The sequence below is a fragment of the Mesorhizobium sp. B263B2A genome, from assembly GCF_020165775.1.
GTDB classification, from domain to species: domain Bacteria; phylum Pseudomonadota; class Alphaproteobacteria; order Rhizobiales; family Rhizobiaceae; genus Mesorhizobium; species Mesorhizobium opportunistum.
Genome location: NZ_JAIUIU010000001.1, coordinates 742,975 through 765,826 on the forward strand (window position 1 = coordinate 742,975; position 22,852 = coordinate 765,826).

18 protein-coding genes are annotated in these 22,852 nt (G+C 64.1%); 16 read left to right on the plus strand and 2 right to left on the minus strand.

Annotated features, from left to right (window positions below):
- Positions 1 to 38: 38 nt before the first annotated feature.
- Genes LB568_RS03630 through LB568_RS03640 form a run of 3 tightly spaced genes read left to right on the plus strand, consistent with a single transcriptional unit; the run spans position 39 to position 4,630 of the window.
- Complete coding sequence (locus LB568_RS03630; protein ID WP_013896751.1) at positions 39 to 293, plus strand: hypothetical protein; 255 nt, start codon at positions 39 to 41, stop codon at positions 291 to 293.
- Positions 278 to 3,463 carry an efflux RND transporter permease subunit gene (locus tag LB568_RS03635; protein ID WP_224729114.1) on the plus strand — a complete coding sequence of 1,062 codons (3,186 nt, stop codon included), beginning with the start codon at positions 278 to 280 and terminating at the stop codon, positions 3,461 to 3,463. The genes LB568_RS03630 and LB568_RS03635 overlap by 16 nt, the downstream gene beginning before the upstream one ends.
- Positions 3,464 to 3,478: 15 nt before the next feature.
- A complete protein-coding gene (locus LB568_RS03640) occupies positions 3,479 to 4,630 on the plus strand; it encodes an efflux RND transporter periplasmic adaptor subunit (protein WP_224729115.1) in 1,152 nt (383 codons plus the stop codon).
- 44 nt (positions 4,631 to 4,674) lie between these two features.
- Here LB568_RS03640 and LB568_RS03645 read toward each other — a convergent pair whose 3' ends face one another.
- Positions 4,675 to 4,836 carry a hypothetical protein gene (locus tag LB568_RS03645; RefSeq protein WP_224729116.1) on the minus strand — a complete coding sequence of 54 codons (162 nt, stop codon included), beginning with the start codon at positions 4,834 to 4,836 and terminating at the stop codon, positions 4,675 to 4,677.
- Between the two features lie 85 nt (positions 4,837 to 4,921).
- Here LB568_RS03645 and LB568_RS03650 point away from each other — a divergent pair, with 85 nt between their 5' ends.
- From LB568_RS03650 to LB568_RS03680, 7 genes are all read left to right on the plus strand, one after another.
- Positions 4,922 to 5,608, plus strand: a complete 687-nt coding sequence (locus tag LB568_RS03650) for a GntR family transcriptional regulator (protein WP_224729118.1) — start codon at positions 4,922 to 4,924, stop codon at positions 5,606 to 5,608.
- A gap of 29 nt (positions 5,609 to 5,637) precedes the next feature.
- Positions 5,638 to 6,744: a mandelate racemase/muconate lactonizing enzyme family protein gene (locus LB568_RS03655; RefSeq protein ID WP_224729120.1), complete on the plus strand. Its 1,107-nt coding sequence runs from the start codon at positions 5,638 to 5,640 to the stop codon at positions 6,742 to 6,744.
- Position 6,745: 1 nt separating this feature from the next.
- On the plus strand, positions 6,746 to 7,930 hold the full coding sequence (locus LB568_RS03660) for a mandelate racemase/muconate lactonizing enzyme family protein (protein ID WP_224729122.1): 1,185 nt from the start codon (positions 6,746 to 6,748) through the stop codon (positions 7,928 to 7,930).
- 264 nt (positions 7,931 to 8,194) lie between these two features.
- The gene (locus tag LB568_RS03665; RefSeq protein ID WP_224729126.1) at positions 8,195 to 9,859 is read left to right on the plus strand and encodes an ABC transporter substrate-binding protein; all 1,665 of its coding nucleotides are present in this window, start codon (positions 8,195 to 8,197) and stop codon (positions 9,857 to 9,859) included.
- A gap of 71 nt (positions 9,860 to 9,930) precedes the next feature.
- Entirely contained in the window at positions 9,931 to 10,884 is a 954-nt protein-coding gene (locus tag LB568_RS03670; protein ID WP_224729492.1) for an ABC transporter permease, read from the plus strand.
- Complete coding sequence (locus LB568_RS03675; RefSeq protein WP_013896759.1) at positions 10,881 to 11,759, plus strand: ABC transporter permease; 879 nt, start codon at positions 10,881 to 10,883, stop codon at positions 11,757 to 11,759. Before LB568_RS03670 ends, LB568_RS03675 begins: the two co-directional genes overlap by 4 nt.
- On the plus strand, positions 11,752 to 13,809 hold the full coding sequence (locus LB568_RS03680) for an ABC transporter ATP-binding protein (protein WP_224729128.1): 2,058 nt from the start codon (positions 11,752 to 11,754) through the stop codon (positions 13,807 to 13,809). The genes LB568_RS03675 and LB568_RS03680 overlap by 8 nt, the downstream gene beginning before the upstream one ends.
- 36 nt (positions 13,810 to 13,845) lie before the next feature.
- Here LB568_RS03680 and LB568_RS03685 read toward each other — a convergent pair whose 3' ends face one another.
- Positions 13,846 to 14,748 carry a LysR family transcriptional regulator gene (locus tag LB568_RS03685; protein WP_224729129.1) on the minus strand — a complete coding sequence of 301 codons (903 nt, stop codon included), beginning with the start codon at positions 14,746 to 14,748 and terminating at the stop codon, positions 13,846 to 13,848.
- A gap of 117 nt (positions 14,749 to 14,865) precedes the next feature.
- Between LB568_RS03685 and LB568_RS03690 the strand changes: the two genes are divergently transcribed.
- The 6 genes from LB568_RS03690 (at position 14,866) to LB568_RS03715 (ending at position 22,818) form a co-directional block, all read left to right on the plus strand.
- Complete coding sequence (locus tag LB568_RS03690) at positions 14,866 to 16,521, plus strand: ABC transporter substrate-binding protein (protein WP_224729131.1); 1,656 nt, start codon at positions 14,866 to 14,868, stop codon at positions 16,519 to 16,521.
- A 92-nt stretch (positions 16,522 to 16,613) separates the two neighbouring features.
- Positions 16,614 to 17,411 (plus strand): DUF427 domain-containing protein, encoded by a 798-nt coding sequence (locus tag LB568_RS03695; RefSeq protein ID WP_224729133.1) that lies wholly within the window; start codon positions 16,614 to 16,616, stop codon positions 17,409 to 17,411.
- Between the two features lie 89 nt (positions 17,412 to 17,500).
- Positions 17,501 to 18,265, plus strand: a complete 765-nt coding sequence (locus LB568_RS03700) for an SDR family oxidoreductase (RefSeq protein WP_224729134.1) — start codon at positions 17,501 to 17,503, stop codon at positions 18,263 to 18,265.
- A 447-nt stretch (positions 18,266 to 18,712) separates the two neighbouring features.
- Complete coding sequence (locus tag LB568_RS03705; RefSeq protein ID WP_140574477.1) at positions 18,713 to 19,687, plus strand: ABC transporter substrate-binding protein; 975 nt, start codon at positions 18,713 to 18,715, stop codon at positions 19,685 to 19,687.
- 75 nt (positions 19,688 to 19,762) lie between these two features.
- On the plus strand, positions 19,763 to 20,842 hold the full coding sequence (locus LB568_RS03710) for a quaternary amine ABC transporter ATP-binding protein (RefSeq protein ID WP_013896766.1): 1,080 nt from the start codon (positions 19,763 to 19,765) through the stop codon (positions 20,840 to 20,842).
- Positions 20,839 to 22,818 carry an ABC transporter permease gene (locus LB568_RS03715; RefSeq protein ID WP_013896767.1) on the plus strand — a complete coding sequence of 660 codons (1,980 nt, stop codon included), beginning with the start codon at positions 20,839 to 20,841 and terminating at the stop codon, positions 22,816 to 22,818. Before LB568_RS03710 ends, LB568_RS03715 begins: the two co-directional genes overlap by 4 nt.
- Positions 22,819 to 22,852 lie beyond the last annotated feature (34 nt).

Here is a 22,852-nt window from a genome sequence, read left to right on the forward strand (position 1 = left end):
GAGCATGGGCTGCGAATCGACAGACAAGGAGCCGGCCAATGCCACAGCGCCGCGATCTTACCATAGATGAGGCCGTCCGGGATCCGATGATCCGGCTGGTCATGAAAGCAGATGGGGTCGATCCCCGCGCCTTCGAGACAATGCTTCGCTCGCTCGCCAATGGGCAGCGTCGCAAGGTGCCGCTGCTGCGTTCGCTGGAAGCGTCCAGCGACGAGCGCGGCCAAAAATTGTCCAGGCTTGCCAGTGCCTTCGGCAGGGCAAGAGCAGCCGGCGAGGCATGTGTGTCGTGGTAAACTTTTTCATCCATCGTCCGATCTTCGCCTCGGCGATCGCCATCATCATGGTGCTCGCCGGGACGATTTGTTATTTTCTGCTGCCGGTCTCGCAGTTCCCCGACATCACACCGCCGCAGGTCGTGGTCAGCGCCCATTATCCCGGCGCCAGCGCGCAGGTCGTCGCCGATACGGTGACGACGCCGCTGGAACAGCAGATCAACGGCGTGCAAGGCATGACCTACATGTCGTCGACGAGCTCCAATGACGGCTCCTCGACCATCACCATCACCTTCGATGTCGGCTATTCCTTGAGCACTGCCGCCGTCGACGTCCAGAACCGCGTCTCGCAGGCGGCCTCGTCGCTGCCGGCGATCGTCAACCAGGGCGGCGTGACGATCAAGAAGCAGAACCCGAATTTCGTTCTGATCGTCAACCTCACCTCGCCCGACAGTTCCGTCGATCCTGTGGCGCTCTCGAACCTTGCCTATCTGCAGGTCGTCGATCCGCTGAAGCGGCTGCAAGGCGTCGGCGACGTGCAGATCTTCGGCGAGCGGCGCTATTCGATGCGCGTCTGGCTCGACCCGGACAAGCTCGCCAATCTCGGCATCACCGCCGTCGACGTCCAGAATGCCATCGCCGAACAGAACGTCCAGGTGGCGGCCGGCAAAATCGGCCAGTCGCCGGCCCCGGCCGGCACCGCCTTCGAGATGCAGGTCAACGCCGTCGGGCGCCTGAGCGACCCGAAGGAATTCGGCGACATCGTCGTGCGCGCCAACACCGGCACCGGCTCGCTGGTGCGGCTGCGCGACGTTGCCCGCATCGAGCTCGGCGCACTGCAATATTCATCGTCGGCCTTCTTCGGCAAGGATCCGACCGTGGTGCTCGCCGTCTACCAGATGCCCGGCTCCAACGCGCTCGATCTGCAGCAGCGCGTCAAGGACAAGATGCAGGAGCTGTCCGGCCGTTTCCCCAAGGGCGTTTCCTACGCCATGCACTACGACACGACGCGGTTCGTCTCGGCGTCGATGCATGACGTGCTGATCACGCTCGGTGAAGCCCTGGTGCTGGTCGTCGCCGTGGTGTTCGTCTTCCTTCAGAGCTGGCGCACGACCATCATCCCGACCATCGCCATCCCGGTTTCGCTGGTGGCGACGCTGGTGGTCATGGAGATGCTCGGCTTCTCGCTCAACATGCTCTCGCTGCTTGGCATGGTGCTGGCGATCGGGCTTGTCGTCGACGACGCCATCGTGGTGGTCGAGAATGTCGAACGACAGCTCGAGGCTGGGCTGAAACCGCTGGCGGCGACCAAGGCCGCCATGGCCGAAGTCACCGGCCCGATCATCGCCACCACCGCCGTCCTGATGGCGGTGTTCGTGCCGGTCGCCTTCATCCCCGGCGTCTCGGGCCGGCTTTACAACCAGTTCGCGCTGACAGTGGCGATTTCGGTCGGCATCTCCGCCTTCAATTCGCTGACGCTCAGCCCGGCGCTCAGTGCCGCTTTCCTGCGTCATCGCCAGGGCACGCAGTTCGTGCTCTTCCGCTGGTTCAACAGCGGCTTCGACAAGCTGTCGCATGCCTACGCCCATGGTGTGCGCTTCCTCATCCGCCTGCGCTGGGTCATGCTCGGCCTGTTCGCGGCCGGACTGGTCGCCACCTACTTCGTCTGGCAGAAACTGCCCTCGACCTTCCTTCCGGTCGAGGACCAGGGCTACTTCTTCGTCGTCATCCAGCTGCCCGACGGCGCCTCGCTGGAACGCACCGACGCGGTGGCCAAGAAGGCCCGCGACATCCTGCAGGCGACGCCCGGCGTCGACATCGTCGGTTCGATCAGCGGCCTGAACTTCCTGACCAGTGCTGCGCAGTCGAACTCGGCGGTCGAATTCGCCATCCTGAAACCCTGGGAGGAGCGCGGTCCCGACCAGAGCGCCTCCAAGCTCGTCGCCGACGTGCGCGGCAAGCTGATGCAGATTCCGGAGGCCTTCGCGCTGAGCTTCGATCCGCCTTCGATCCCTGGTATCGGCACCACGGGCGGCTTCGAATTCGTCGTCGAGGATCTCACCGGCCGTGGCAGCACAGCCCTCAACGATGCGACGCAAGCCGTGATCGCCGAGGCGCGCAAGCAGCCGGAAATCAATCCGCAGCAGCTGTTCTCGCCGTTCTCGACGTCGACGCCGCAGTTCAACTACGACCTCGACCGCTCCAAGGCGAAGCTGCTCGGCCTCAACCTGCCTGACGTGTTCAACACGCTGCAGATCTATCTCGGCTCGCTCTACGTGAACGACTTCAACCTGTTTGGCCGCACCTTCCGGGTGACCATCCAGGCCGACAAGGACGCACGCGCGGGTGCCGCCGACATTTCTCGGCTCTATGTGCGCAATGCTTCCGGCGGCATGGTGCCGCTCTCGACGCTGGGCAAGTTGGTGCCGTTCGTCGGACCGGAAACGGTGCCGCACTACAACAACAATGCATCGGCCTCGATCAACGGCGGTGCCGCACCGGGCTTCTCCTCGGGCCAGGCGGTCGCCGCCATGGAACGGGCCGCCGCAACGGCTCTGCCAAGGGATTTCGGTTTCGAATGGACCGGCATCACCTTCCAGGAACTCAAGGCAGGATCGATCGCATCGGTCGTCTTCGGCCTCGCCATCGTCTTCGTCTTCCTGATCCTGGCGGCGCAGTATGAGAGCTGGGCGATGCCGTTCATGGTGCTGCTGGCGGTGCCGCTGGCCTTGTTCGGCGCCTTCGCGGCGCTCTCGGTGCGCGGCATGCAGATCGACGTCTATTCGCAGATCGGCTTCGTCATGCTGATCGGACTGGCGGCGAAGAATGCCATCCTGATCGTCGAGTTCGCCAGACGGCGGCGCGAGGAGGGCTTGAGCATCGTCGAGGCGGCGATGGAAGCCGCGCGTCTGCGGCTGCGGCCGATCCTGATGACGGCCTTCGCCTTCATCCTCGGCGTGCTGCCGCTGATGTTCGCGACCGGCGCCGGTGCGTCGAGCCGCCAGTCGATCGGCACCACCGTGTTTGGCGGCATGGTCGCCGCGACCATCCTGTCGCTGGTGTTCGTGCCGGTCTTCTACGCGGTCATCGAACAGCTGCGCGAACGCCGCGAAAGCGGCGAGCCGGCCTCACAACATTCTGAACCAACTGCCGAAACCGCCTTCCCTCCCCTGGCGGAAGCGGCCGAATAAGATTGGAGACTGATCATGCGTAAATGGAAAATCGCTTTGGGAACGGCTGTCGCGCTGGGCGCGATCTCGGTGGCGAGCGTTCACCTGCTCGACATGGGTAATTTGAGCCTCAATGCCGGCACGGCCGGAGCGGCGCCCGCCCCGGCGGCGTTCGTCATGCCGGTACCGGTGGCAAGCGTCGTCAAGAAGACGATCCCGATCTACCTCGACTATGCCGCGCGGATCGAACCGATCCGCAGCATCACGCTGCAGGCGCGCGTGCCTGGCTACCTGCAGGAACAGACAGCGCAAGACGGCGCCGATGTCCGGCAGGGCGACCTTCTCTACAAGATCTCGCCCGACGACTTCCAGGCCGCTCTCGACCAGGCGCAAGCCCAGGTCCAGCGCGACACGGCAACGCTCGACTATGCACGGTCCAATCTCGGACGTGGTAGCGAACTTGCCAAGAGTGGCTATCTGGCCAAGGACAGCTTCGACCAGCGCACCAGTACCTTGCGCGAGGCACAAGCGTCGCTGGCGCTCAATCAGGCGGCGGTGCGCACGGCGGAACTCAACCTGAGCTACTCGCAAATCCATGCGCCGTTCAACGGGCGGCTAGGCCGCAATCAGGCCTCGGTCGGGACGCTGGTCAGCGTCGCCGGCACGGTGCTCAACACGCTGGTGCAGCTCGACCCGATCTACGTCACCTTCAATCCGAGCGAGACGGACCTGACCGAGATCGAACAGGCCCGCGCTGCCGGCCCGGTCGAAGTCGAGGTGCTGCTTCCGGGTCAAACCGAGACCAGCCAGAAGGGCGAACTCACCTTCATCGACAACACGGTCGACCACTCGACCGGCACCATCACCGCGCGCGCCACGATCGGCAACGCCAAGTTCACACTCATGCCCGGCCAATATGTCCGGGTGCGGCTGCACATCAAGCAGCAGCCCGATGCGCTGATGGTGCCGCAGACGGCGCTGGGTTCGAGCCAGCTCGGCAAATATCTCTACGTCGTCGGCAAGGGCAACACGGTCGACCAGCGGCTGGTCTCGCTCGGCCCGACCAGCGGCGACCTGGTGGCCATCCTGAGCGGCGTCTCCGAAGGCGACCAGGTGATAACAGGCAATCTGCAGAAGATCGGACCTGGAATGCCGATCTCGCCACTGCCACAGAAACCGGCTACCTGACACCCCCGCAGGCCCGGTTTCCGCGCGGCGCCCTCGACCTTTTCTCAGGTCGCGGGCGCCGCTTTCACGAGCAGGCCGACAAGAGCGGCCCCGTCGGCGCGATCGGCCTTGGCCGGTGGCATGAAAGCGCAATAGGGGTGACCGAGGCGCACCGAGACCGGCGACAGCGCGATCGGGCGGCCTGCGTCTAGATCGGCCTGCGCCATGGCGAAAATGAAAAATCCGAAAATGGCGTCTTGTTAGATTGTCGACAATCTGATTGTCTTGCCTCTGTTCTCGCTGGAGGGCCGGATGGTGAAGATGGATTTTAGCCCGATCGCCGACACCACGCGCCGCGCCGAAATCGTGGCGCTGCTCAGGCGCGCGATCCTGACCGGGCAGTTGGAGCCCGGCCAAAAGCTCAACGAGCTCAGGATCTCCGAACAGATGCGGGTCAGCCGCGCGCCATTACGCGAGGCGATGCGCGAGCTGGTGCAGGAAGGCATCCTGACCAGCATTCCCTATGCCGGCACCTTCGTCATCGATGTCACCGCCAAGGACATCGACGACGCCTATTCGCTCAACAAGGTGCTGGACGAGTTCGCGATCGAACAGACATGGCCACAGCGCGACCAGCGTTTCTTCGACGAGCTCGACCGCCGCCATGAAGCGGTGAAGCAGGCGACACGCGACCTCGACACCACAAGGCAGATCGAAACGGCGCTGCAACTGCATGGCCTGATCTACGAGTGGGCCGACAATTCGGTGCTGCTGGAAACCTGGCAGCGGCTGATCAGCCGGTTGCAGATGTATTTCGCGCTGCATCAGCAGGCCCGCAAGGAGCCGGTGCCGGCCGAAGACGTCCATGAGACCTACGTGCAACTGATGAAGGGCACCGACATGCGCGCTGCCCAGCGTCATGCCCGCGAACATATCAGCCTCGACTTCGAAGAGCTGCTCTCTTACGCGCGCGGCCTCGAACAGCGCCCGGGCGCCTGACCCAGACATCCCAGCCAACGGACAGATACGTGCAGATCCAAACCATCAGAGCCTATCACGTCGTGCAGCCCTTCGTGGACGGGCCCTACCGCATGTCCAAGGGACGTGAGGCCGACGCCTTCGACGCGGTGATTGTCGCCATCATCGCTGACAACGGACTGATCGGCTGGGGCGAGATGGCGCCGCTCGGCAATTTTTACTCGCCCGCGTTTCCGATGGGAGTGCGCGCGGGCGTGCCGGAAATCGCGCCGCACCTCATCGGCCACGACCCGCGCGGGCTGGCCAGCATCGGCCGGCTGATGGACACGGTGTTCAAGGGCCATCCCTACATCAAGTCGGCGCTCGACATGGCCTGCTGGGATCTCGCCGCGCGCGCCGCCGACGTGCCGCTGGTCACGCTGCTGGGCGGCAAGGAGAGCGACACGGCGGAACTCTACAAGGTCGTCACCCATGGCAGCGTCGACGCCATGGCCGCACTGGCCAAGCGGATCGTCAAGGATGGCTTCCACCGGCTGCAGGTCAAGGTCGGCGGCAATGTCCATGACGACATCGAGCGCGTCACCGCGGTCGCCGCCTCGGTGCCGAAAGGCACGATCATCTTCTGTGACGCCAATGCCGGCTGGACGCCGTACCAGGCGCGCCAGTTCGCCGATGCCACGCGCGCCATCGACTATACGTTCGAGCAGCCCTGCACGACGATCGACGAGAACATGTCGGTGCGCCGTATGCTCGACAAGCCGATGGTGCTCGACGAATCCGTCACCTCGCTCGAGGAAATGCTGGAGATCCATCGCCGGGGTGCGGCCGATGGGCTGACGCTGAAGATCTCGCGGCTCGGCGGCGTGACGAAGACGCGTCTGATCCGCGACGTTGCCGTCGACCTCGGCTTCATGATCACGGTCGAGGACACCGGCGGCGCCGAGATCGACACCGCCGCCATGGCGCACCTGTCGCTGTCGACGCCGGAAGAGCGCCGGCTGCACGCTATCGCCTTCCATGAGTGGGTGACGGTGCGCACGGCCTCGAACATGCCGCCGGTCACGGGCAGCCGCATGGGCATTCCGGACGGACCGGGCCTCGGCATCGATGTCGTTCCCGACCTGCTTGGCGCACCGTTCTTCGAAGTCGGCCGCTGAGATGAAGATCCGCAGCGTCAAGGCCACGCCGATCAATCTGCGCCTCGAAGCGCCCTATGGCTGGGTGTTCGGCGAGCTCGACGGATTTTCGCAGACCATCGTCGAAGTCGAAACCGAGGACGGGCTGATCGGCGTCGGCGAGGCGCCGACGCCGGCGGCCGCCGCCATCGTCAATGATGTCCTGGCCCAACGCCTGGTCGGCCGCGACGCCTTCGACATCGCCGGCGCCGAGCATGTCTGCCTTCCCTTCTGGACCGGCGTGCAGTCGATCAACGACCGCACCCGCATCATGGCGTTCGGCGCCATCGAGATGGCGTTCTGGGATCTGCGCGGCAAGGCGTGGAACCAGCCGCTCTACCAGTTGCTTGGCGGCGCCGTGCGCAAGGACATCCCGTTCACCGACTATTTTTCGCTGCGCGGCGACGGGCCGAAGGTGAAAGGCGAAACGACGCCGGAGGAAGTCGCCGAGTATTGCGTCGAGTTGCACGAGACCTATGGAACGACCTTCTTCGAAGGCAAATTCTCGACGCAGGATCCGAAAATCTCGCTGAGAATGGTCGAGCTGATCCGCAGGAAGCTTGGCGACGACGCGATGATCCGCATCGATTCCAACCAGGCCTATTCGCTCAGCACCGCGCGGCGCCTAGCGCGACCGCTGGAGGATCTCGGCGTGCGCAACTGGGAAGATCCGGTGGCGACGATCGAGGAGATGCGGGAGCTGCGGCGCCATTGCTCGATCCCGTTCTCGACCCACAACATCGACATCGCGCGCGCCATGGACCTCAAGGTGCCTGACGCCTTCGTCGGCAACCCGACCGTGCATGGCGGCATCGGCCGCATGCTGCGCTTCGTCGGCGCCTGCGAGCACGCCGGCATCGACTTCTGGTGCTACAGCGGCGACAGCGGCATCGGCAGCGCCGCCTACCTGCATCTGTGCGCGGCGCTGGGCTGGATCCGGGAGCCGAACCAGTCGCTGTTTCGCATGCAGCCGACCGATATCACCGAGGAAGGGCCGTTTTCGCCGAGGAATAATGTCGTGCGCGTGCCGGAAGGCCCCGGTCTCGGCATCACCTTGTCGCGGGAAAACCTCGCGGCCTGCCATCGCGATTTCACCGAGAACGGCCCCTGCAACAAATATCACGACCCGGCTGCGCCCGGGACATACCGCCGTTTGCCGCTGAACTAGGAGAATGAGGACGAAAAGGAGGCGTGTTCAAGAACAACGGTTCGTCGCCGCGATCGTGTCGTGACGGCAAGACCGGACGGGTGGAAGCGTTGCCTCAAGAAAATCTGCCCCCCCCGCCGCGAGGATCGGATGGACCGGGGAAAACCGCGTGCTACAGTTCCGTCGACCGACAACATTGACGACCTGGACAGGAGAACTCCACGGAATTTCGTCAACTGGAAATGCATTCTTCAGCCATAAGAAACAGGGGAAAGGGTTAAACCCATGAGCAAGAACTACCGCATTCTCGACCTGATCCGGCGCAACCGCTCGCCGCTTGAAAATCACCTGATCGACGGTCTTGTCGACGGCCGCGTCAGCCGCCGCGACTTCATCCGCCATGGCAGCCTGCTCGGCCTGTCGCTGCCGCTCCTGGGCGGCATCACCACGGCCGCCGGCCTCAGTGGCATGCCGTCGCTCGCCCGCGCCCAGGGCGCTCCCGGCGCCACCATCCGCGTCGCCAGCAGCGTGCCGGCAGCGGCCATCGACCCGGTCACCATCGCCGACGCCGGCGGCCTGCTGATCATGCAGCAGGTTGCCGAATTCCTCTGCGTGGACGGCCCCGACCTCGTGCTCAAGCCGGCACTGGCCGAAAGCTGGAAGCCGAACGACAACGGCTCGGTGTGGACGTTCAAGCTGCGCAAGGGCGTAAAATTCCACTCAGGCGGCGAGATGAAGGCCGAGGACGTGGTGGCGAGCATCGACCGCCTCGCCGATCCGGCCAATTCGTCCAACGCGCTGTCGGTGTTCACCGGCATCCTGTCGAAGGGCGCCAGCAAGAAGGTCGACGACTACACGGTGGAATTCCACCTCGACGCGCCGAACGGCAACTTCCCCTACATGCTGTCGTCCGACAATTACAACGCCGTCATCATTCCGGCTGACTACAAGGGCGATTACGAGAAGAGCTTCGACGGCACCGGCCCATTCAAGGTCGAGAAATATACGCCGAAGGTCGGCGCGTCCTTTGTCCGCAACGACAATTACTGGGGCGAGAAGGCGCTGCCGGAGCGCACCGAATTCACCTTCTTCACCGACGTGCAGCCGATGATCCTGGCGCTGCAAGGCGGCCAGGTCGATATCATCAACCAGATGCCGGTGCTCGCCGGCGTCGCCCTGCTCAACGATCCGAGCATCGACATCATCAGCCTGAAGTCTTCGGCTCATCAGCAACTGCATCTGCGCTGCGACGACGGCCCGCTGAAGGATGCCCGCGTGCGCCGCGCCATCGCCCTCAGCATGGATCGCGACAAGTTGGTCGCGGGTCTGATGAAGGGTCGCGCCGTGGCTGGCAATGACAGCCCGTTCGCATCGGTCTATCCGTCAACCGATACGAGCGTGCCGCAGCGCAAGCAGGACATCGCGCAGGCCAAGCAGCTGATGGAAGCCGCCGGTGCCGGCAAGGGCTTCAAGATCACGCTGACCACCGAGCGCTACCTCGAAATCCCCGAATATGCTCAGCTCATCCAGAACTGGGTCAAGGAGATCGGCATCGAGCTCGAGCTCAACATCCTCGACCAGAGCGGCTATTATGGCGACGCGGTGTTCGGCAAATCGAACTGGCTGGATTCGGTCATGGGGATCACCGATTACGGCCACCGCGGCGTGCCCAATGTCTATCTTGCCGCTCCGCTGAAGAGCGACGGCACCTGGAACGCGGCGCATTTCAAGAACAAGGACTACGACGCGCTGGCGACCAGCTATATCGCCGCGCTCGATCTGGAGGCGCAGAAGGCCGACGCCGGCAAGATCCAGAAGCTGCTGCTCGAGGAAACGCCGGTCATCTTCGGCTATTTCTACGACTACCTGACGGCGACGGCGAAGGGCGTGGCCGGCGTGCAGCCGACCGCCATGTCGCAGCTGTTCCTCGACAAGGCATCGAAAGCCTGACCAGCAAGGGAAAGCCAATCCTCTGACAGCCAGCTCCTGCAAGGGGGCTGGCTCCACAAGGAGTCATAGCCATTCTCTCCTTCTTTGCCCGGCGTGTCTCGCTGTCGCTGGTGACGCTGTTCCTGCTCAGCATCATGGTGTTCCTGGGTGGCCAGGTTCTGCCCGGCAATGTCGGGCGCGCCATATTGGGGCCGTTCGCCGACCAGCGCGCGGTCGACGCGCTCAATCACACGCTTGGCGTCGATCGCCCGCTGCTCACCCAATATGCGACCTGGATCTGGAACTTTATCCGGGGCGACATGGGCACGTCCTACATCTTCCGCTCGCCAGTGGCGCCGTTCGTCATCGATGCGCTGGGCAATTCGATGAAGCTGGCTGCCGTCGCCTTCGTGCTGGTGGTGCCGATCGGCATTTTCGGCGGCGTCATTGCAGCGCTCAACCTCAACCGGCCGCTCGACCGGCTCATCAGCCTTGGCGGCCTCTCGGTGACGGTGCTGCCGGAGTTCGTCACCGGCATCATCCTGATCCTGATCTTCGGCGTCTGGCTGCGCTGGCTGCCGATCTCGGCGGCATGGCCGAAGGATGCCGGCTTCTTCACCCAGCTCTATTATCTGATCCTGCCTTCGCTGCCGCTGTTCCTGGTGCTGTTCGGCTATATCGCCCGCATGGCGCGCTCGGGCATGATCGAGGCGCTCGATTCCGACTATACGCGAACGGCGGTGCTCAAGGGCCTACCCTGGCGCACGGTGATCTGGCGCCATGTGCTGCGCAATGCGCTGCTGCCGACCATCACCGTGATTGCAACGCAAACCGGCTACCTCATCGGCGGCCTGGTGGTGATCGAGACGCTGTTTCGCTACCAGGGCATCGGGTCGCTGATCTTCACCGCCGCGCGCGGCAAGGATTTCCCGATGCTGGAATCCGGCATCCTCACCATCGGCATCGTCTATGCGGTGGCCACATTGATCGCCGACTTCCTCTATTCCGTGCTCAATCCACGCATCCGGCTGGGGTCAGATCAATGAGCGTCGTCCAGACCACCTCACCCGCACAAGACGATACGCGCCGGCGCGGCGCGGTGGCGGAGGTCTTTTTCTCCCTGCTGCGCTCGCGGACGTTCCTCGTCGGTTTCGCCATCGTCATGTTCTGGGTCGCCTGCGCGCTGTTCGGCGAACATTTCGCACCCTACGATCCGCTTGCCGACGACATCATCAACGCGCTGGCGCCGCCTTCATCCGAACACTGGTTCGGCACCGACCAGATCGGCCGCGATGTCTTCTCGCGCGTCATCGTCGGCTCACGCGACATCCTCACCGTCGCTCCGCTGGCGACCTTGCTGGCGACGATCGCCGGCACCGCGCTCGGCCTGCTCACCGGCTATTTCCGTGGGCTCGTCGACGATGTCGTCAGCCGCATCCTCGAAGCCTTCATGGCTATTCCCGTGGTCATCGTGGCGCTGCTCGCCATCGTCGCGCTCGGCACCTCCAAGACCACGGTCATCGTCGTCATTGGCCTCAGCTTCGCACCGATCATTGCCCGCACCGTGCGCTCGGCGGTGCTGGCGGAGCGCGAACTCGACTATGTCGCCGCAGCCCAACTCAGGCACGAGAGTGCGCTGCATACGATGTTCGTCGAGATCCTGCCCAACGTCATCCCGCCGATCCTGGTCGAGACCACTGTGCGGCTCGGCTATGCCATCTTCGCGGTCGCGACACTCTCCTTCATGGGTTTCGGCATCCAGCCCCCGTCGCCGGACTGGGGGCTGTCGATCTCCAGCAATTACGGCATGATCGGCGGCGGCTTCTGGTGGACGGTGCTGTTCGACGCGCTCGCCATCGCCTCGCTGGTGATCGGCGTCAACCTGGCCGCCGATGGCGTTCACGGAGCGCTCAATGACTGACACCGCCACGGTCCAATACACAAAGGCGGAGAACGCCCTCGAACTGCACGACCTATCGGTCGCCTACCGGGTCGCCGGCCGCAACCGGGCGGTGCTGCGCAATCTCAGCCTCAACATCGGCCAGGGCGAGGCCTATGGGCTGGTCGGCGAATCCGGCTGCGGCAAATCCACCGTGGCGCTCACCGTCGTGCGCTATTTGCCAAGGAATGGTTCGATCACAGGCGGCGCGATTTCGCTCGACGGCCAGAATGTGATGAAGCTCGACGGCGAGGCCCTGCGGCGCGCTCGCGCCGAAAGCGTCTCGATGGTCTATCAGGATCCCGGCAAGGCGCTGAACCCCTCGATCCGCGTCGGCCGGCAATTGACCGAGATTTTCGAGCTTGGCGGCATCACGGGCCAGGCAGCCACCGATCGCGCCGTCGCCATGCTCAACCGGGTGCGCATCTCCGATCCGACGAGCGTCATGCAGCGTTACCCACACCAGCTGTCCGGCGGCATGCAGCAGCGCGTGGCGATCGCCATGGCGCTGGCCAACGACCCCTCGATGCTGATCCTCGATGAGCCGACCACCGGCCTCGATGCGACGGTCGAGGCCGAGGTGCTCGACCTGATCGCGCAGCTCCGGCAGGAGCTGTCGGCGTCGATCCTGTTCATCAGCCACAACCTCGCCGTCGTCTCCAACATGTGCGACCGTGTCGGCGTTCTCTATGCCGGCATGCTGGTGGAGGAAGGACCGACCGATGTTGTGTTCAACGATCCACGCCACCCCTATACGGTGGCGCTCTTGCGCTGCCTGCCGCGCGGCGGCCAACGCAAGGACCAGGGCCGGCTCGACACCATTCCGGGCTTCCTGCCGGGCATTGGCGCCGACATCAAGGGCTGCGCCTTCGCCGACCGCTGCGCGCTCGCGGACGACCGCTGCCGCACCGAATTGCCGCCGCTCTATGATCTGAGCGACGAGCGAGGCAAGCGGCTGTCGCGTTGCTTCCATCACGACAAGGCGCAATCGCTGCCGCGCGCCACGCCGAGCGATGTGGCGCCCGTGCCAAAGCCGGCGGCAGCACCCGTGCTGCGCGTCACGGGGCTGAACAAGACCTATGCCAGCCATGGCCATGCCTTGCGCGCCGTCAAGGACGTCTCGCTCGATCTTCGCCCGGGCGAAACGCTCGGGCTGGTCGGCGAATCCGGCAGCGGCAAGACCACCTTCGCCAGGCTGCTGCTTGGCCTTGTGCCACCCGATGACGGCGGTACCATCGAGCTCGAGGGCAAGGCGCTGGCACCACGGCTGGAGAACCGCGGCGACGACCAGGTCAAGGCGATGCAGATCGTCTTCCAGAATCCGGATTCGGCACTCAACCGCTCGCATTCGATCCGCCACCTGATCGGCCGGGCGCTGAAGCGGCTGGCTGGCCTCTCCGGCAAGGCGCTGGAGGCCCGTCTCAACGACCTCATCCGTTCGGTGCGGCTGACCGAGCGGCATCTGGCGGTCAAGCCGCGCCAGCTTTCGGGCGGCCTGAAGCAGCGCGTCGCCATCGCGCGCGCCTTCGCCGGCGATCCACGCATCGTGGTGTGCGACGAGCCGACCTCGGCGCTCGACGTCTCCGTGCAGGCCGCCATCCTCAACCTGCTCGCCGACCTGCAATCGAAGGAAGACGTCAGCTACATCTTCATCTCGCACGACCTTGGCGTGGTGCGTTACCTCTCCGACAAGATCGCGGTCCTCTATCTCGGCCGCATCATGGAGCTCGGGCCATCGGAAGAAGTGTTCTCCGGGCCGCACCATCCCTATACCGAGGCGCTGCTGTCGGCGGTTCCAAGACTGGACCAGACGGAGACGGCACGCATTCGCCTCGACGGCGAAATCCCCAGCGCCACCAATCCGCCCTCAGGCTGCGTCTTCCACACGCGCTGCCCGCGCAAGATCGGCCCGATTTGCGAGGAGCAGGAGCCGCCGCTCGCCGAAGCACAGCTCGGGCATTCCATCCGATGCCACATTCCCTATGCGGAGCTGGCGAGGCTGCAGAAGGCGCCGGTGACCGAGCCGGCATAGCAAGGCATCGCGCGGGTGATCGCATTGCCTGGCCGGTCACATCCGGCCGGCCATGCTGAAGGAGCGGTCGCCTTCCGAGAAACCCTGATCGCTGGTCCAGTCCCTGGCCAGCGAGCGCAGCCCGGTCAACGCGACATCCAGGACATCCGAGGAGACCGGGTTGGAGGGATAGGCAAGATAGATCGGCCGCTGGAACACCGGCGTGTTGTCGATGCGCCGCATCTCGCCGCGTTCGATATGGCCGCTGACGGCACTGAGCGGCAGATAGGCCGCCGCTTGCCGCGACAGCACATGCTGCAGCCCGATGAAGACCAGCCCGGCGGAAATGGCGGGCTTGACCATGCCGGCAAAGGCGCGGTCGTGCTCGATGCGGAACTCGAGCCCCCAGTCCATCAGGATGTAGTTCTCGGTCCACGGCTTCGTCTGCGCGGCATGCTGGACCAGCACGACCTGATCGACGGCAAGCGTTTCATAGACGATGCCGGGATGCGGGCGCGGCAGGTAGAGAATGCAGATGTCGAGCAGGCCTTCCGCCAGCTGGTCGATCGCCAGATCCGGGAAACTGCCTTCGAGCCGCAGCGCCACGTTCGGCCGCTTGGCGCGCATCCACTCGACCCATGGCGAGGTGATCAAATCCCACAGATAGGCGGGTGCGGTCAGCCGCAGCAATGTCTCATAACCATCGGGAACGGCGATGTCCTGCCGCGATTGCTCCCAGGTGCGGGTGATCGAGGAAGCATGCGGCAGGAACTGCCGGCCGGCGGGCGTCAGCGTGACACCATCGCGATCGCGCACGAAAAGCCGGCGCCCCAACTGCTCCTCCAGCCCTCTGATCCGCGCGCTGACGGTCGACTGGGCGAGGTTCAGCCGATTGGCGGCGACGGTGAAGCTGCCATGTTCGGCAACCTCCAGAAAACTGCGCAGGTTTTCGGTATCCATGGCTTTGCTCCTGCATCGAAAATTTCGATGGACCCCATCAAAAAATATCGCTTTCCGGCTGCGGTCAACAATGACCTAAATGGCCCGATCCCCCAAGGGCAAGCGAGGAATGCAGCCATGCCGAAGCATTTCATGACGATCGACGCCACTCGCAAAAACCTGACAGCAATCGAAAATTCCGCTGTTGACGAATTGCTGGCAGGCAGGCTCGACCGGCGCGATTTCCTGCGCCATGGCAGCGTTCTCGGCCTTTCCCTGCCGTTCCTGGGCAGCCTTGCCGCCGCTGCCGGCCTCGGCACGCAGAAAGCCCGCGCCGAGGGCAAGCCCGGCGGCACGGTGCGCGCCGGCGTGGCCACGCCCGGCGGCGCCATCGATCCCGTCACCTACTATGACAGCGGCAGCTACCAGCTGGTTTTCCAGACCGCCGAATTTCTCTGCATCACGCAACCGGATCTCACCCTGAAGCCGGTGCTGGCGGAAAGCTGGTCGCCGAACGAAGACGGCAGCGTGTGGACCTTCAAGCTGCGCAAGGGCGTGAAATTCCACAATGGCGAGGACTTCAAGGCCGACGACGTCGTCGCGACCTTCGACCGGCTGGCCGATCCCAATGGTGCCTCGAACGCGCTTTCGGTTTTCAAGGGCCTGCTGTCGAAGGGCGGCACGCAGAAGGTCGACGACCACACCGTCGCTTTCCATCTCGACGCACCGAACGGCAGCTTTCCCTATTCGGTGTCGATCGACAATTACAACGCCGTCATCTTGCCGGCGAGCTACAAGGGCGACTACGAAAAGACCTTTGAAGGCACCGGCCCGTTCCGGCTGGAGAGCTACACGCCGAAGGTCGGCGCGACATTCGTGCGCAACCCCGATTATTGGGGCGAGAAGGCTCTGCCCGACCGGCTCGAGTTCAAATTCTACGGCGACGTGCAGCCGCGCATCCTGGCGCTTCAGGCCGGCGAGGTCGACATCCTCGACGCGGTGCCGCTCGATGTCAGCCAGGTCGTGCTGAACAGTCCCGACATCACCGTGCTGCGTGTCGCCTCGACCGCGCATCGCCAGCTCCACATGCGCTGCGACACCGGCCCGTTCACCGACAAGCGCGTGCGCCAGGCGCTGGCGCTCAGCATCGACCGTTCCAAGCTGGTCGATGGCCTGTGCCGCGGCATGGCGGCGACCGGCAACGACAGCCCGTTCGCGCCGGCCTTCCCCGCGACAGACAAATCTGTGCCGCAGCGTGTCCAGGACATCGCCAAGGCCAAGCAGCTGATCGAGGCAGCGGGTCTCGCTGGCGGTTTCGACATGACGCTGACGACGCTGCGCTATTCCGACATTCCGGGCTACGCGCAGCTGTTCCAGAACTTCGCCAAGGAGATCGGCGCCCGCATCGCGCTCAACATCGAGGACCAGGACAAATATTACGGCAAGGCGGTGTTCGGCCAGTCGGACTGGCTGGACAGCCCGCTTGGGATCACCGACTACGCGCATCGCAGCGTGCCGAATGTGTTCCTCAAGAGCCCGCTGGTCAGCGACGGCCCGTGGAACGCGGCGCATTTCAAGAGCCCGGCCTATGACGGCATGGTCACCAGTTACCTGAAGGCGCTCGACATCGGCGCACAGCGCAAGGCCGCTTCCGACATCCAGAAACTGCTGATCGACGAGACGCCGGTGATCTTCAGCTACTTCCCCGACCTGCTGGTGCCGGTGCGCAAGAATGTCAGCGGCCTGCCGCCGATCGCCGCCGGGCTGCTGCTCGATCGAGTATCCATAGGCTGACGCCCGTGTCCAACCGCGCGGCCGCCAAGACAAGAAAACGGGAGACTACCATTCGCAAGCCTCATTTGCGCGGTCGCGGACCGCATTTCCCCTTGCTCGATACGATCGTGCAGTATGAATTCGAGCCGGGCTACGTCGCCTTCACCATGCCGATGCAGAAGCGGCTGCGTGTTCAGGTCGGATCGATGATCGTCGCCGACACGACCAAGGCGCTGGTGCTCTACGAGAGCGATCATTTGCCGGTCTACTACTTCCCGCTGAGCGACGTGCGCGAGGAGTTCCTGCTGCCGAGCGCGACGACGACCGAGAGTCCGTTCAAGGGTGTCGCCACGCATTATTCGCTCAACACCGGCATCACGCTGGTCGAGGATGCCGCCTGGCGTTACCTCGACCCGGTCAAGGGATCGCCGCTGCTGTCGGATTACATGTCCTTCTACTGGCCCAAGATGACGCATTGGTATGAGGAGGACGAAGAAATCTTCGTGCACGCCCGCGATCCGTTCCGCCGCGTCGACTGCCTGCCCTCCTCACGGCGGGTGCAGGTCATCCTCGACGGCGAACAGGTCGCCGATTCACGCCGTGGCGTGTTCCTGTTCGAGACCGGCCATCCGGTGCGCCACTACCTGCCGATCTCCGACACGCGGCTCGATATGTTCGCGCCCAGCCGCTACATCTCACGCTGCCCCTACAAGGGCCTCTCCAACTACTATCACGTGACGACCGGCAAGAAGCGGCACGAGAACATGGTCTGGTATTATCCGGAGCCGGTGCACGAGGCCGAGCGCATCAAGGGGCTGGTCTGCTTCCACCACGAACTGGTCGACAAGATCCTGGTCGACAGCGTCGAAATCCCGAAGGAGGCCACGGCTGCTTCGGACGGATATTTCTGAGCCTTGCGAACTGGCAATCCGCTTGGGCCCACAGGACGCTTGATCGAAGCATGGTACAACGCATACCTTCCCTGAGCAGGGAGGGTAAGATGGATCTTTTCAAGCTGGACGGCGATGTCGCACTGGTTACTGGCGCGGGCAGCGGCATAGGCCAGGCGATCGCGATCGGACTGGCCGAAGCCGGCGCCGACGTCGCCTGTTTCGGCCACGCGTCGAAGGGCGGGCTGGACGAAACAGCGCAGCGGATCACCGCACTTGGCCGCAGAGCGCTGGTATTGACCGGCACGGTGACTTCGGAGAGCGACCTCGCGGTGGCGATTGATCGTGTCGAGGCTGAACTCGGTGCGCTGACGGTTGCGGTCAACAATGCCGGCATTGCCGGTTCCGAACCTGCCGAAACACTGTCGCTGGAGACGTGGCGGAAGGTGCACGAGGTGAATGTCGCCGGCGTGTTCCTGTCCTGCCAGGCCGAGGCGCGCAAGATGCTGACGCGGCGCAAGGGCTCGATCATCAACATCGCTTCGATGTCGGGCACCATCATCAATCGCGGGCTGACGCAGGCGCATTACAATTCCTCGAAAGCCGCCGTCATCCACATGTCGAAGAGCCTCGCAATGGAGTGGGCTGATCGCGGCCTGCGCGTCAATGCCGTCAGCCCGGGCTACACGCTGACGCCCATGAACAAACGGCCGGAGGTCGCTGAAGAGATCAAGATCTTCAAGCGGGACACGCCCATAGGTCGAATGGCGACACCGGAGGAAATGGTCGGGCCGACGGTGTTCCTGGCCAGTCGCGCATCGAGCTTCGTCACCGGCCTCGACCTGATCGTCGATGGCGGCTACGTCTGCTGGTAGGAATGCCGGCGGTCGGGTGCCGGTCTTCGCCAGCAGTCTGAATTTATGCATCTCGCGAAGCCTTAGTCGTTGCGCGCGATGAACGTTGGTATATATAATTTCATCCTATGAAACGGCCGTGGCAAGAAGGGGCTTGCCGCACCGACAGCCGAGATCATGGGACCTTGATGGCTTGCACCGTGCAGGGCGCCGCAGGAGTGGCAATTGATCCGCAGGTGATCGCTCCCGCAGCGATCCGTCGGCAGCCATGACGCTGACCCTCCCGGCATATTTCATCACCCCCAATTCAGCACAATCTCGCCTGCGCCGGCTTTGGCCGCGTCAGAGCGGCAACGGCCTTGCGCAACGACAGGTCTTTCCAACACAATCAGGGAAAGACCCAGAACGGCAGAAAAAGACGCAAGAAGGGAACGAACGATAACCGTCACAGCTTGAAGGAGAACAAGCATGTCACTTCGCAGTAGAATTTCGAAACTATCGCTGGGCGCCGTGGCGCTGGCGACGCTGAGCCTGCTGACGCCTTCCGCCAAAGCCGCGGCACCGGAATCCAACGACCCGATCAAGATCGCGCTGTTCGACTGGACCAGCGTCAACCTCAACGCCAAGATCCTTGGCGGCATTCTCGAAAAGCTCGGCTACACCGTCGAATATCCGACCGCCGACTACCTCTCCAGCCTGACCACCGGCCTCACCAATGGCGACCTCGATGTCGGCCTGGAGTTCTGGGACACGACCGCCGGCGAGGCCATGAAGGCCTCCGATGCGACCGGCCAGACCGAACGGCTCGGCAAGCTCGGTCCGAAGGCCAAGGAAGAATGGTGGTTCCCCGAATACATGAAGGAGAAATGCCCCGGCCTGCCCAACTGGGAAGCGCTGAAGGACCCGAAATGCGCCGAGGCCTTCTCGACGGCAGAGACCGCGCCGAAGGGCCGTTATCTTGGCGGCCCGGTGACCTGGGAAGGCTTTGACGACGAACGCGTCGAAGCACTGAAGCTGCCCTTCACCGTCATCCATGCCGGCACCGATGCGGCGATGTTCGCCGAACTCGATTCAGCCTATCAGCGCAAGGCGCCGATCATGCTGTGGATATACTCGCCACATTGGGCACCGGCCAAGTACAAGGGCGAGTGGGTGCAATTCCCCGAATACACGCCCGAATGCTACAACGACCCGAAATGGGGCGTGAACCCGGACGCTAAATATGATTGCGGCAAGCCGCATGGCGAAATCTGGAAATACTCCTGGTCCGGCATGAAGGACAAATGGCCGGTCGCCTACAAGGTGGCCAAGGCCTACACGGTCGACACCGACGAACTCAACAAGATGAGCGGCGAGATCGACCTCGACGGCAAGACGCCGGAAGATGTCGCCGCCGCCTGGATCGCCGCCCATGAGGCGGATTGGAAAGCCTGGGCGCAGTGACCGTTCCGACTGGAAGGAGACCTGGCCGTCCGATCGGCCGGGCCTCCATGGTCGATGTTCCAGAAGGACGATTGGATGACGGACGGGACTGAACAGGGGGCGGTTCAACCGGGTACGGATGGCCGCCCGGTAAAACTTGCCTGCCGCAATGTCTGGAAACTGTTCGGGGCGAACGCGGCCAATTTCATCCGCGAGCGCGACGGCAAAGCCAGCATGGCCGACGTCACTGCCGCCGGCCTGGTCGGCGCGGTGCGCGCCGTCGATCTCGAGATCCGCCAAGGCGAGATCTTCATCATCATGGGCCTGTCCGGCTCCGGCAAGTCGACGCTGGTGCGCTGCATGTCGAGGCTGGTCGAGCCGACCCATGGCAAGGTCGAATTCGAGGGCAAGGACCTGCTCAAGATTTCCGACGCGGCCCTCATCGAGCTCAGGCGCCATCGCATGGGCATGGTGTTCCAGAATTTCGCGCTGCTGCCGCATCTCAACGTGCTCGACAACATCGCCTTTCCCTTGAGCATCCAGGGGCAGGATCGGGCGACGCGCGAGGCGCGGGCCCGAGAGGTGATCGAGCTCGTCGGTCTGCGCGGCCGCGAGCATTTCTATCCGCGCGAGCTTTCCGGCGGCCAGCAGCAGCGTGTCGGCATCGCCCGGAGTCTCGCGACAAAACCGGAAATCTGGTTCCTCGACGAGCCGTTCTCCGCACTCGATCCGCTGATCCGCCGCGAGATGCAGGATGAGCTGATGCGGCTGCAGACCATGCTGCATAAGACCATCGTATTTATCACCCATGATTTCGATGAAGCCATCCGGCTGGCCGACCGCATTGCCATCATGAAGGACGGCGAGGTTATCCAGATCGGCACGCCGGAGGAGCTGGTGGTCAATCCGGCAACCGACTACGTCGCCGAGTTCACGCGCGACGTCGACCGTGCCAAGGTGATTTCGGCCCGCGGCCTGATGCGCGCCTGCGATGGATCGGAGCACGGCGGCACGGTTGCGCCGGAAGCCAAGATCGCCAGCTTCTCGGCCGACATCGTGTCCTCCGGCAAGCCGTTCGCGGTGGTCAACGGCACCGGCAAACCGATCGGCGAAGTGACGCCGCAAGCGGTGATCGAGCTGCTGGCCGGCATCGAGCGTTCCGGGGTCGGCGGATGACCGTCACGGCAAGCGCCAGCGAGGCAAGGCTGCCCGTTCAGCGGTGGCTGGCGATCTGGGCGCTCGCGCTGGCCGCCGTGCTGGTGCTGTTCCTGCTGCAGGACAACCTGCCCTGGGCTGTGAATTACCCGGCCAGCGCCATCGTGCCGGTCGCCGACTGGGTCAGCGCTCTGATGCGCTGGATCAAGTCGAACCTGTCGTGGCTGACCCGCTCGATCACCGCCGTGCTCGGCGTGCCGCTCGACTTCGCGCTCAATCTCCTCGCCAAGAGTTTCAAAATCGGCCATGGCGCGGACGTCTCTGTGCTGCCGCGGCTGTCCTGGATTGGCGTGTGTGCTGCCGCCTTCATCGCCGGGCATGCCGCCGGCGGCAGAAAACTCGGGCTGCTGGTCGGCGGCTGCTTTCTTTACATCGCGCTGTTCGGCCAATGGACCAGCGCCATGCTGACGCTGGCGCTGATCTCCATCGCCGTGCCGTTCTGCATCGTGACCGGGCTGTTCGCAGGCATCTGGGCGTGGCGCAAGCCATGGGCCGAGAGGCTCATCGTCTCCCCTGCCCTGGACCTGATGCAGACCATCCCGACCTTCGCCTACCTCATCCCGATGCTGCTACTGTTCGGCAACAGCCCGGTGTCCGCGATGATCGCCACCGCTATCTTCGCCACGCCGCCGATGGTGCGGGCGACGATGCTGGGCCTGTCGCGGGTGCCGTCCGAGATCGACGATTTCAGCGAGATGGCCGGCTGCACGGCGCGGCAGAAACTGTGGCGCGTGCTGTTGCCCTCGGCACGGCCGACGCTGATGGTCGGCGTCAATCAGGTGATCATGCTGGCGCTCAACATGGTGATCATCGCCTCGATGATCGGCGCCGGCGGCCTCGGCTACGACGTGCTCCTGGCGTTGCGCGCCCTGAAGGTCGGCGAGGCGATGGAAGCCGGCCTCGCGATCGTCGCACTGGCCATCGCGCTCGACCGGCTGAGCCAGGCCATCGCCCACAAGCAGGCAAAGGGCAATATCCATCAGCAGGCGGGCCCGAGCTTCTGGCGGCGCTATCCCAATCTGACCCTGGCCATCGCCATCCTTGCCGTCACCACGCTGATCGGCCTGTTCGTGCCGGCCTTCGCGGCGGTGCCGAAGGCGATCACCTTCACCACGGCGCCGTTGTGGAAGGCGGCGGTGAACTGGGTCACCATCAACTTCTTCGACACGATCGAAGCGTTTCGCGTGGCGCTGATCCTCAATGTGCTGAACCCGGTGCGCGCCTTCTGCGAAGGCTTTCCGTGGCTGGGTGCGGTATTGCTGCTCGGCCTTGCCGGCTATCAGCTTTCAGGTTTGAGGCTGGCTGCCCTGGTCGCAGCGCTGACCGCTTTCTGCGCGGTCACAGGCCTGTGGGAGAAGACCATGGCAACGGTCTATCTTTGCGGCATCTCGGCCTTCATCGCCTGCCTGATCGGCATTCCGATCGGCCTGATGGCCGCGCGCAGCGACCGCTTCGAGAAGATCGTCACGCCCGTCATCGACACGCTGCAGGTGCTGCCGTCCTTCTGCTTCATCATCCCGGTGGTGATGCTGTTCCGCGTCGGCGACGTCACCGCGATGATCGCCACGATCGCTTTCGCCGTGGTGCCGGCCATCCGCTACACCAATCACGGCATCAGGCAAGTGCCGCCGGCGCTGATCGAGGCGGCCAAGGTTTCGGGCTGCACGCCGCGCCAGACGTTTTTCCGTGTGCAATTGCCGCTCGCGCTTCCCGAAATCATGCTCGGCGTCAACCAGACGATCCTGATGGCGCTGGCGATGATCATCATCTGCGCCATGGTCGGCACCCGCGACCTCGGCCAGGAGGTGTTCATCGCGCTGTCGAAGGCCGATTCCGGCCGCGGCATCGTCGCCGGCCTCGCCATCGCCTTCATCGGCATCGTCGCCGACCGGCTGTTCAATGCCTGGACGGCGAAGGCACGGGCGAGACTGGGGTAATACTCAACCGCCAATACCGCCAAAAGGAGAGAAG